Source organism: Antiquaquibacter soli (genome assembly GCF_030580675.1).
Lineage (GTDB): Bacteria > Actinomycetota > Actinomycetes > Actinomycetales > Microbacteriaceae > Rhodoglobus > Rhodoglobus soli.
This window is the reverse complement of sequence record NZ_JAUQUB010000008.1, coordinates 45,107-55,506: the sequence shown is the minus strand read 5'-3', so window position 1 is coordinate 55,506 and position 10,400 is coordinate 45,107. Positions and strand designations below refer to the sequence as shown.

Genomic DNA, 10,400 nt, shown 5'->3' with positions numbered 1-10,400 from the left:
GCCTCCCGAGACACCGGCACCCGCGATCCGGCCATGACACCGATCGGGTCACCCGCGCGGCCGTCCTCGTGGGCGAGGTCGGCGAGGGTGGTGGTGACGACGACGGTGACGGGCATCCCATCCAACACGGGGGCGTCTTTGGTGCGGGCGGCGGCGATGAGGATGGTCGCGAGGGTGTCGTGGCGGCGCTGCTCCGGGGTGCGGGTGTCAGTTGGCTCGTAGTGCGCGAGTTCGGGTTCCTCAGTGAACCGCGGGGTGCGGCGGTGGGCTTCCATCAGCCCGAGCAGCAGCGACCCCACTTCAGGCATCAGTAGTCCTGACACGGGGATGAGCCCGTCGGAGTCCTGCTGACCAATCCGGAACGACCGGCGTCGTCGGGCGCGTTCCTCCCGCGGTCTGGCCCCGTCCGGGTCGATCGCCGCGGTGATCAGCGAGAACTGTCCCGCCAGCGACGTCACCGACTGCGGCACCACGGGGTGCGAACCAGAAGCGTCCAACCCGGAGGCCAAGTTCACCAAGACCTGCTCGGTCGCCACCAGCAACCCCGGCTCCACGTGCGCCTGCACGGCACCGAGCTGTCGAGTGATGAGCTCAGCAGCATCCAACCCCACCTGCTCCAACGAGGCAGCCAGCACCGGCAACCGTGCCGGTACCTCCGCCCCCGACAGCGACCGGTCCACCCGGGTGACCGCCGCGACCGCCAACCGGGCCCGGGCCGTTCTCTCCGACACCCGCGCCAACGTCGCGACCGCCGCCACCGGCGAGGCGAACCCCAAGGCTTCCGCCGCCCCCGTATCCACCGAACCCGCGACCCGCACCCGCGCGGCATCCACGACCCGACCGATCTCCTCCACCGCGACCACCCCGTCCGCACCCGACGGCAGGGCGTCGAGCAGCTCACGAAGAGCGGTCAGGGCGGGAGAAGTCATACCCCCATTTTGCACGGACTATCGAACCTATGTTCGACTGAATCGGAATCTGTGGAGAACTTCGCCCGCCCTCCTTTGTGCACAGAACCTCGTCACGACACAACCCCTCCCACCGACTCCCGTCCGCTTCTACGGTGGAAGCACGAGAGGAGACATTCATGACGAACACCACCCCCACCCCCGACAGCCCCGACGACGACGCCCCCACCGCGCTCGGCGACGGCTGGGTCGAGAAGGACGGCGACGTGCTGCCCGAGGAGATCGACGAGGTTCTTCCCGAGGCGCAGCCCACAGAAGGGCAGCAGCCCCTGCCCTGAGGCGGCTCATGCGAGCGGGCTCAGCAAGCAGGACCAACGCCCCCAGCCCGTTCATAGACTCCGACCGATAGGTTGGCGGGATGCAGCAGCGCCCCCTCCCCGTGCCCCGCCGTCTCGCGGCATCCGCCCTCGTCGCCCTCGCCGTCTCGGCGACGGCCCTCGTCGCGACGATCCTCGTATTCTTCGTCACCAACGGGGCGGCCGCGGCCAACCTCGGACCGCTCACGACGTACTTCCTCCCGGCGGCCATCGCCCTCGTCGTGCTCCTGTTCGGCGCGGCGGTCGCGGGCGCGTTCCGGTCGTGGTGGGGCGCCGGCCTCGCGGGTCTCGCGGGAGGCATCCTCGCGTCCGTCGCGGGCACTGCGTACACCGTGCTGTCGACGGGCACCGCGTGGAGCCAGGAAGTGACCGACTACCTCCTCGGGAGCCTGGCGGGCACGAGCCTCGTCTTCGAGGTCGCGGCCGTCGTCGCGGCCCTCACCGTGGGCCGTGCCGTGTGGCGGGCGTTCCCGGGGTCGCCCCGCCGCCCGATCGCGATCGTCCGCGTCCCCGCCGATTCCCTCGAGAACGGCGAGCTCACCCACCTCGAGCGCACGCCCGTCGACTCCGACCTCGCCCAGGAGCAGTGGGACGCCTACGTCAGCGCCCTGGAGACTGAGGGCTTCGAGATTGTGCAGGCGGAGCCCGCGGACGAGCATCCCGACTCCGTCTTCATCGAAGACGTCGTGGTCATGTTCGGCGACGTGGCGGTCATCACGAGCCCCGGAGCCGACTCGCGGGCCGGCGAGATCGACGGCATCCGCGAGCTCGTCGAGTCGCTCGGCCACCGCGTCGAGCAGATCACCCGCCCCGGCACCCTCGACGGCGGCGACGTGCTCAAGGTGGGCTCGACGGTGTACGTCGGCCGAGGCGGACGGACCAACGGCGAGGGCATCCGTCAGCTCCGCGCGATCGTGGCGCCGCTCGGCTATACCGTCATCGCGGTGCCCATCACGAAGGCGCTGCACCTCAAGAGCGCCGTCACCGCGCTTCCCGACGGCACCGTCATCGGCTTCGCCAAGTACCTCGAGGCTCCGAGCGTCTTCGAGCGGTTCCTCCCGGTGCCCGAGGCGCACGGTGCCGCCGTCGTGGTGCTCGGGCCGGATGCCGTGCTCCTGTCGTCCGCAGCGCCGAAGACCAAGGCGCTCCTCGAGGACCTCGGGTACCGCGTCGTGACCGTCGACGTCTCCGAGTTCGAGAAGCTCGAGGGCTGCGTCACGTGCCTCTCGGTGCGCATCCGGTAGCCGCCCGAAGCCGAGGTTGCAGCGACGCTGAGGCAGGTCTAGCCTGGAAGGCTGCCCACGAGCCTCCAGGGAACCTCTCACATGTCTTCACCGTCGACCGACTCCGGTCGTAACCGCAGTACGAGCACGTTCGCCGCGATCCGGCGCCTGTACCCGTACGCCAAGCCGGCGATGCCGCGGATCATCCTCGGGATGATCGCCGCCCTGCTCGCCGGGCTCGTCGCGCTGCTCATCCCGCAGGTGCTCCGCTCCCTCGTGGACGGACCGCTGTCCACGGGAGACGTGCGGCAGGTGTGGCCCGCCTTCACCGCGGTGCTCGCGCTCGGCATCCTCGAGGCCATCATGATCGCGCTGCGGCGGTGGTTCGTGCTCACGCCCGGCACCCACATCGAGGCGCGGTTGCGCAACGGGCTGTACGCGCAACTGCAGAGCCTGCCGGTGAGCTTCCACGACCGCTGGCCGAGCGGACAGCTGCTCTCGCGCGCCGTGAGCGACCTCAACCTGATCCGCCGCTGGATCTCGTTCGGGCTCGTGCTGCTCGTCGTCAACGTCATCACGATCGTCGTCGGCCTCGTGTTCCTCATGAGCATCTCCTGGCTGCTCGGGCTCATCTTCCTGGTGTGCTCGATCCCGCTGTGGATCTACGGCTACGTGTTCGAGAACAAGTACTCGGTCGTCGCCCGGCGCAGCCAGGACCAGGCCGGAGACCTCGCCACCACTGTCGAGGAGTCGGTGCACGGCATCCGCGTGCTCAAGGCGTTCGGCCGCGGGCCGCACGCGCTCAAGAACTTCGCGAGCCAGGCCGAGGAACTCCGCGGGACCGAGATCGAGAAGGCCCGAGCGATCGCCGGCATCTGGCTGTGGCTGCTCCTCGTCCCCGACGTGACCTTCGCCCTCAGCCTGCTCGCGGGCGTGTGGCTGACCGTGCAGGAGCAGATGACCGTCGGCCAGCTGTTCGCGTTCTTCGCGACCGCCGCGGTGCTGCGCTTCCCGGTCGAGTCGATCGGCTTCCTGCTGTCGATGACGTTCGACACGCGCACCGCCGCCGACCGCTTCTTCGAGGTGATGGACACCGTCAATACGATCACCGACCCGGAATCGCCGCAGTCGATCGCCGACCCGAGGGGCCGCGTCGTCTTCGAGGGTGTCCACTTCCGGTACCAGGACTCGCCGCCGCGCGTGCCCGACCTCCTGGACGGGGTCGACCTCGCGATCGAGCCGGGGGAGACGATGGCCCTCGTCGGACTGACCGGCTCGGGGAAGTCGACGCTCACTGCCCTCACCACGCGGCTCTACGACGTGACGGCGGGGCGCATCCTCGTCGACGGTGTCGACATCCGCGACCTCACCCTCGAGGAGCTCCGCACCCACCTCGCGATGGCGTTCGAGGATGCGACGCTCTTCTCCGCGAGCGTGCGCGAGAACGTGCTCCTCGGCCGCCCCGACGCGTCCGACGCCGACCTCGCCGAAGCGCTCGAGATCGCGCAGGCCGGATTCGTGTACGACCTGCCCGACGGGCTCGAGACGAAGGTCGGCGAGGAGGGGCTGTCGCTCTCCGGCGGTCAGCGCCAGCGTCTCGCGCTCGCCCGAGCGGTCGCCGCCCGACCGTCGGTGCTCGTGCTGGATGACCCGCTCTCCGCGCTCGACGTCGACACCGAGGCCCTCGTGGAGGCCGCGCTGCGGCGCGTCCTCGCCTCCACCACCGCCCTCATCGTCGCCCACCGCCCCTCGACCGTGATGCTCGCGGACCGCGTCGCCCTCCTCGAGGAGGGCCGCGTGACCGCGGTCGGCACCCACTCCGAGCTGCTCGCGTCGAGCGAGCACTACCGCTATGTCATCTCGTCGCTCGAAGCGGAGAGCGAAGCTCTCCGTGGAGCGGACTCACAAGGCCGCGCAGAGGGAAATGCCGACGCCCGGAAGGAGGCCGACCGATGAGCGTGACGGGAGTCGAGGGCGAGGAGCGCAACGACTACACGAAGGAGGAGAGCCGAGCCATCCGGCAGCGGTCGCTGCGCCTGCTGGGGTCGCTCCTGCGACCCGTCCGCGCGCGCGTGTTCCTCACGATGGCGGTCGTCGTCATCAGCACGGCGGCGCAGGTCGCCGGGCCGCTGTTCATCGCCTACGGCATCAACAACGGGTTGCCGGCCTTGCTCGCGCAGGACTGGTTCCCGCTCGCCGGCGCGGTCGGCGCGTACCTGTTCACCGGTGTCATCGGCGCCGTGCTCATCGCGTGGTACACCGTGCTCTCGGCGCGGATCAGCCAGACCATCCTCTTCGACCTGCGCAAGCGGGTGTTCCTCCACACCCAGCGGCTGTCGCTCGACTTCCACGAGAGCTACACGTCGGGGCGCATCATCGCGCGTCAGACGAGCGACCTCGACGCGATCCGCGAGCTCCTCGACTCGGGCATCAACAACCTCGTCTCGGGGTTGCTCTACATGACCTTCACGGCGATCGCGCTCATCGCGCTCGACTGGGTCTCGGGGCTCGTGCTGTTCGGCTCGCTCGTGCCGCTGCTGCTGCTCACGCGCTGGTTCCAGAAGCGCTCGCAAGCACGATTCCGTCAGACTCGCACCGCGTCGGCGCGCCTCATCGTGCACTTCGTGGAGAGCATGACGGGCATCCGGGCGGTCAAGGCGTTCCGCAAGGAGAAGCGCAACGAGAAGGAGTTCGGCGGGCTCGTCGAGGACTACCGGGATGCCAACGCGCGCGTCATCCAGCTGTTCGGCATCTACGACCCGGGCCTCGTGCTCATCGGCAACATCGCGCTCGCGATCGTGCTCGTCGTCGGCGGCATCCGTGTCGCGGACGGCACCCTGCTCATCGGAACGCTCCTCGCGACCCTCCTCTACACGCGGCAGTTCTACGCGCCCGCGGAGGAGATGGCGATGTTCTACAACTCGTACCAGTCCGCGGCCGCGGCGCTCGAGAAGATCTCGGGCGTGCTCGAGGAGAAGCCGTCCGTCGCCGACCCGACTCGGCCGATCGACCTTCGGAAGGCGCAGGGCCGGGTCACGTTCTCGGGGGTGGAGTTCGCGTACAAGTCGGACCGCGTCATCCTGCCGACCTTCGATCTCGACATCCCGGCCGGGCAGACGATCGCACTCGTCGGATCGACGGGCGCGGGCAAGTCGACTCTCGCGAAGCTCATCTCGCGGTTCTACGACCCGACCCTCGGCACGGTCTCGCTCGACGGCGTCGACTTGCGCAGGCTGCACCCCAAGGACCTCCGCCGAGCGATCGTCATGGTGACGCAGGAGGCATACCTCTTCTCGGGCACGGTCGCCGACAACATCGCGCTCGGCAAGCCCGACGCGACCCGCGAGGAGATCGTCGCCGCGGCCCGCGCCGTCGGTGCCCACGAGTTCATCGAGGGCCTGCCGAACGGCTACGACACGGATGTGAACAAGCGCGGCGGTCGCGTGTCGGCGGGGCAGCGGCAGCTGCTCTCGTTCGCGCGCGCGTTCATCGCCGACCCGGTCGTGCTCATCCTCGATGAGGCGACGGCCTCGCTCGACATCCCGTCGGAGCGTCTCGTGCAGGAGGGGCTGCAGACGCTGCTCGCCGATCGCACCGCCGTGATCATCGCGCACCGGCTCTCGACGGTCGCGATCGCCGACCGGGTGCTCGTCATGGAGCACGGGCGCATCGTCGAGGATGGCACGCCCGCCGAGCTCATCGGCGGCACGGGCCGGTTCGCGCAGCTGCACGCCGCGTGGCGCGACTCGCTCGTGTAGGGGGCGGACTCGGGTCGGATGCGCCCCTGGTCGCATCGCGGATCAAAGTGTACGGTGTGAACATGACGACGATCACGCCTTGCCTCTGGTTCGAGTCGCGCGCTGCGGAGGCGCTCGAGCTGTACACCTCGCTCTTCCCCGACGCGCGCGTGATTTCTGAGACCCGGTGGCCCGAGGGGTCGCCCAACGCGGGCGCGCTCCTCTCGGCCGACTTCGAGCTCGCCGGCCAGCGGTTCATCCTCATCGACGGCGGCGGCCCCGGCTTCACCGACGCGATCTCGCTCGCCGTCGTCGTCGAGACCCAGGAGGAAGTCGATTACTACTGGGACGCGCTGCTCGCAGACGGTGGCGAGGAATCGATGTGCGGATGGCTCCGCGACCGCTTCGGCGTGGCGTGGCAGGTGACGCCGAGCATCCTGCCCCGCTACATGTCGGACTCCGACCCGGCCCGCGCCCGCCGCGTCAGTAGTGGCCCTGTCTTACCCTGAGTATGGTGCCGGACCTGACCGCCGCGGTCAACGCGTGCGAGGTGTGGCCGTCGGCGAGCAGCTCGCGGGTTCGCGCGATGCCGCCGCGGCGCCAGATGTCGTAGACGAGGGATGCCATGAACTCGACGCTCGCGCACTGCCGAGCTGGCCGGCCGGAGGAAGCTGGCATCGGTGGATAAGGGCACTCCAGTGCCGAAAAGGCGGAGGAGAGGGCATCCGCGGCGCTCTTCTCGCAAACCCCGGCCGCATCGTGCCTGATCTCCGTCGTTTCGGAAAGCACCGGGCGACCGGGGTGACCGGGGCAACGGCGGCGACCGGGCGACGGCGGCGACCGGGCGACCGCGTGAATGCGCGCCCTGCAGGGCTACGGTCGGTGCCGCGCCGCCGCGAGATCCACGCGGTACGAGTCGCGCGACCAGCGCAGCGGTGTCGACTCGGCTCGGTAGTGCTGCAACGCCTGGGTCTCGTGGTCGATCGGTGGATGCCCACTCGCCCGCACGACGCGCCACCAGGGCACCTCTCCGCCATAGTGCGCCATGACGGTGCCGACCGCCCGCGCCGCCCGGGAGCCGAGCGCCGCGGCCACATCCCCGTACGTCATGACGCGACCGGCCGGGATGTCGGCGACGACGTCGAGCACTCGGCTCACGAAGTCGTCGGATGGCGTCTGCACCGGGCTAGATGGAGAGCGTGCCGATGTTCTCGCCGTACTGGCTCTGGCCGGTGATGACGAAGCCGACGCGGAGGAAGAACTCCTCCGGGCCGTCATCCCCGGGCTCCCAGAGTGCGGTGATGTGGTCGAAGCCGCGGCTCTTCGCCTCCTCGGCGAGCGCGAGCACCGCGAACTTGCCGACGCCCGTGCCTTGGCGGTCGCCCGCGACGGTCACCCGCCACACGCAGCTGCGGAACTCCTCCTGCGTCGCATCCGGGTCGAAGTTGCCCCGGATGAACCCGACCACGCGGTCCTCGTCGAGCACGACTCGCGGCCAGGATGTCACCGGGTTCAGGAAGCTGTCGGCGATCGCGTACGACGGGGGAGTGACGAACTGCTCCTGGCCCCGACGCAGAGTGAGGTTGTTGGCCGCCACGATCGTCTTGGCGGACAGTTCTTCCAGTCTCAGCTCGCCCATGCCTTTCAGACTAAGCGGGCGCACGGGCATCCGCCAAGATATCTCGATGTCGAGATACTTTACGAGTGCTAGTAGGATTGTCGCGGCCAACTGAGAGGAAGCACCGTGGCAAAGATCAAGGTCGAGGGAACGGTCGTCGAGCTCGACGGCGACGAGATGACGCGCATCATCTGGCAGAAGATCAAGGACACCCTCATCCACCCCTATCTCGATGTGAACCTCGAGTACTACGACCTCGGCATCGAGCATCGCGACGCGACCGACGACCAGGTCACCATCGACGCGGCCCACGCCATCCAGAAGCACGGCGTCGGCGTCAAGTGCGCGACCATCACCCCCGACGAAGCCCGCGTCGAGGAGTTCGGCCTCAAGAAGATGTGGAAGAGCCCCAACGGCACCATCCGCAACATCCTCGGCGGCGTGATCTTCCGCGAGCCGATCATCATCTCCAACATCCCGCGCCTCGTGCCCGGCTGGAACAAGCCGATCATCATCGGCCGTCACGCGTTCGGCGACCAGTACCGCGCCACCGACTTCCGCTTCGCGGGCAAGGGCACCCTCACGGTCGAGTTCACCCCCGAGGACGGCTCCGAGCCGCTCAAGTTCGAGGTCTACCAGGCGCCCGGCGACGGCGTCGCCCAGGTGCAGTACAACCTGGATGACTCGATCCGCGACTTCGCCCGCGCGAGCCTGAACTACGGCCTCGCCCGCAGCTACCCGGTGTACCTCTCCACCAAGAACACGATCCTCAAGGCGTACGACGGCCGGTTCAAGGACATCTTCGAGGAGGTCTTCGTCACCGAGTTCAAGGACAAGTTCGACGCCGCCGGCCTCACCTACGAGCACCGCCTCATCGACGACATGGTCGCCTCGGCCATGAAGTGGGAGGGCGGGTACGTCTGGGCGTGCAAGAACTACGACGGAGACGTGCAGTCCGACACCGTCGCGCAGGGCTTTGGTTCGCTCGGGCTCATGACCTCCGTGCTCTCCACCCCCGACGGCAAGGTCGTCGAGGCGGAGGCTGCCCACGGCACAGTCACCCGCCACTACCGCCAGCACCAGGCCGGCAAGCCCACGTCGACGAACCCGATCGCGTCGATCTTCGCCTGGACCCGCGGCCTCGCGCACCGCGCGAAGCTCGACAACAACCCCGAGCTGGCCACGTTCGCCGACACGCTCGAAGAGGTCGTCATCACGGCCGTCGAGGAGGGCCACATGACGAAGGACCTCGCGCTCCTCGTCGGGCCGGACCAGAAGTGGGAGACCACCGAGGAGTTCCTCGACACGCTCGACAAAGCGCTGGCGGCGCGCCTGGGGTAACTCGGGGGCCGTGGGTGGGGATGTCCGCTTCCGGATGTCTCCGCCCGTAGACGCCCGCCGGCTAGTAGAACTTCTCTCCGCGCTCGAGCATGGCGGCGAAGCGAGCGGCGGCGCGCTCGCGGGAGTCGGCGCGCTTGAGCTGCGAGACGCGGAAGATGAAGGCCCAGCGGTTCTGAGCGTTGAGGGCCGCGAAGGCCTCCGCGGCGCTCGGGCTTGCGTCGAGCGCCGCCTGCAGCTCGACGGGCACCGGTGCATCCTTCACCCGGTACGCGGCATCCCACCGGCCGTCCGCCTTGGCGCGATCGATCTCGGCCTGACCGCCCTCGCGCATGCGCCCCTCGGCGATGAGCCTCTCGACGATGCCGATGTTGCGCTGCGACCACGGGCTCGCGCGTCGGCGCGGCGTGAACGCCTGCAGCACGTAGTCGTCGTCGAATCGTGCGACCTGGCCGTCGATCCAGCCGTGGCACAGGGCGACCTCGAGCGCCTCGTCGTAGGTGATGCCGGGTGCGCTCGACAGCTTCTTGCGGAGCTTCAGGCGGACGCCGTCGTCCGTGCCCTGCTCGAGGATGTACGCCTCCCATTGGGCGACCGAGCCGACGTCGACGAGGGGCTTGTCCGCGAAGGAAACCATGCCCCGATCGTAGAAGAAGCCCCCGATACCGCGGTGGTACCGGGGGCTCCTGGCGAGGATACGCCGACTAGCTCGCGGCGACCTCGACGCTCGCGGCGGGGGCCGCGTTCGCGGTCACCTCGACCTTGCGCGGCTTGGCCTGCTCGCTCACCGGGATGACGACGCTCAGCACGCCGTTGTCGTAGTTCGCGGAGATGGCCGCGGTGTCGATGCCCTGGCCGAGGGTGAGCTGGCGGAGGTAGGTGCCGCCCTGGCGCTCGCGGGCAAGCCACTTCACGCCCTCCTGGCTGCGGGGGGTGCGCTCGGCGCGCACCGTGAGCAGCTGGCCGTCGATGTCGACGTCGACGGATCCCGGGTCGATGCCCGGAAGGTCGGCGGTGAGGACGTAGTGGTCGCCGTCGCGGTAGAGGTCGATCGGCATGCGGCGCGGACCCTGTCGGGTCGCACCGCGGTCGAACTCGCGGAACGGGTCGAAGAGTACTGCCATGGTCTGTGTTCCTTCTCTCGAAACTTGAGTCGCTGTGACTCAACTACGAACAAATTAGCACTCGGGATGCGCGAG

General features: G+C 69.0%; 11 protein-coding genes. 6 read left to right on the top strand and 5 right to left on the bottom strand.

The window, feature by feature from the left end:
- On the bottom strand, positions 1-929 hold a 929-nt coding region (locus tag Q5716_RS15855), incomplete at its 3' end, for a DUF222 domain-containing protein (protein ID WP_305004134.1).
- Between the two features lie 158 nt (positions 930-1,087).
- Here Q5716_RS15855 and Q5716_RS15850 point away from each other — a divergent pair.
- The 5 genes from Q5716_RS15850 (at position 1,088) to Q5716_RS15830 (ending at position 6,754) form a co-directional block, all read left to right on the top strand.
- Positions 1,088-1,246, top strand: coding sequence for a hypothetical protein (locus Q5716_RS15850; protein ID WP_305004133.1), 159 nt, complete (start codon positions 1,088-1,090; stop codon positions 1,244-1,246).
- A gap of 80 nt (positions 1,247-1,326) precedes the next feature.
- Positions 1,327-2,529, top strand: coding sequence for a dimethylargininase (gene ddaH / locus Q5716_RS15845; RefSeq protein WP_305004132.1), 1,203 nt, complete (start codon positions 1,327-1,329; stop codon positions 2,527-2,529).
- Between the two features lie 81 nt (positions 2,530-2,610).
- Complete coding sequence (locus Q5716_RS15840; RefSeq protein WP_305004131.1) at positions 2,611-4,464, top strand: ABC transporter ATP-binding protein; 1,854 nt, start codon at positions 2,611-2,613, stop codon at positions 4,462-4,464.
- Complete coding sequence (locus Q5716_RS15835) at positions 4,461-6,266, top strand: ABC transporter ATP-binding protein (protein WP_305004130.1); 1,806 nt, start codon at positions 4,461-4,463, stop codon at positions 6,264-6,266. Before Q5716_RS15840 ends, Q5716_RS15835 begins: the two co-directional genes overlap by 4 nt.
- A gap of 62 nt (positions 6,267-6,328) precedes the next feature.
- Complete coding sequence (locus Q5716_RS15830; RefSeq protein WP_305004129.1) at positions 6,329-6,754, top strand: VOC family protein; 426 nt, start codon at positions 6,329-6,331, stop codon at positions 6,752-6,754.
- Positions 6,755-7,118: 364 nt separating this feature from the next.
- Here Q5716_RS15830 and Q5716_RS15825 read toward each other — a convergent pair whose 3' ends face one another.
- Together Q5716_RS15825 and Q5716_RS15820 are read right to left on the bottom strand one after the other, a co-directional pair.
- The gene (locus tag Q5716_RS15825) at positions 7,119-7,427 is read right to left on the bottom strand and encodes an MGMT family protein (RefSeq protein WP_305004128.1); all 309 of its coding nucleotides are present in this window, start codon (positions 7,425-7,427) and stop codon (positions 7,119-7,121) included.
- 4 nt (positions 7,428-7,431) lie between these two features.
- A complete protein-coding gene (locus Q5716_RS15820) occupies positions 7,432-7,884 on the bottom strand; it encodes a GNAT family N-acetyltransferase (protein WP_305004127.1) in 453 nt (150 codons plus the stop codon).
- A gap of 105 nt (positions 7,885-7,989) precedes the next feature.
- Between Q5716_RS15820 and Q5716_RS15815 the strand changes: the two genes are divergently transcribed.
- Positions 7,990-9,204: an NADP-dependent isocitrate dehydrogenase gene (locus Q5716_RS15815; protein ID WP_305004126.1), complete on the top strand. Its 1,215-nt coding sequence runs from the start codon at positions 7,990-7,992 to the stop codon at positions 9,202-9,204.
- A gap of 61 nt (positions 9,205-9,265) precedes the next feature.
- Here Q5716_RS15815 and Q5716_RS15810 read toward each other — a convergent pair whose 3' ends face one another.
- Positions 9,266-9,838, bottom strand: coding sequence for a YdeI/OmpD-associated family protein (locus tag Q5716_RS15810; RefSeq protein WP_305004125.1), 573 nt, complete (start codon positions 9,836-9,838; stop codon positions 9,266-9,268).
- 67 nt (positions 9,839-9,905) lie between these two features.
- Positions 9,906-10,325, bottom strand: coding sequence for an Hsp20/alpha crystallin family protein (locus Q5716_RS15805; RefSeq protein WP_305004124.1), 420 nt, complete (start codon positions 10,323-10,325; stop codon positions 9,906-9,908).
- Between the last annotated feature and the right edge of the window lie 75 nt (positions 10,326-10,400).

What these genes read in the sequence shown, in the direction of transcription:
- Q5716_RS15850 (WP_305004133.1), top strand. Translation starts at nt 1,088, where the DNA reads ATGACGAACACCACCCCCACCCCCGACAGCCCCGACGACGACGCCCCC.
- ddaH (WP_305004132.1), top strand. Translation starts at nt 1,327, where the DNA reads ATGCAGCAGCGCCCCCTCCCCGTGCCCCGCCGTCTCGCGGCATCCGCC.
- Q5716_RS15840 (WP_305004131.1), top strand. Translation starts at nt 2,611, where the DNA reads ATGTCTTCACCGTCGACCGACTCCGGTCGTAACCGCAGTACGAGCACG.
- Q5716_RS15835 (WP_305004130.1), top strand. Translation starts at nt 4,461, where the DNA reads ATGAGCGTGACGGGAGTCGAGGGCGAGGAGCGCAACGACTACACGAAG.
- Q5716_RS15830 (WP_305004129.1), top strand. Translation starts at nt 6,329, where the DNA reads ATGACGACGATCACGCCTTGCCTCTGGTTCGAGTCGCGCGCTGCGGAG.
- Q5716_RS15820 (WP_305004127.1), bottom strand. Translation starts at nt 7,884, where the DNA reads ATGGGCGAGCTGAGACTGGAAGAACTGTCCGCCAAGACGATCGTGGCG.
- Q5716_RS15810 (WP_305004125.1), bottom strand. Translation starts at nt 9,838, where the DNA reads ATGGTTTCCTTCGCGGACAAGCCCCTCGTCGACGTCGGCTCGGTCGCC.
- Q5716_RS15805 (WP_305004124.1), bottom strand. Translation starts at nt 10,325, where the DNA reads ATGGCAGTACTCTTCGACCCGTTCCGCGAGTTCGACCGCGGTGCGACC.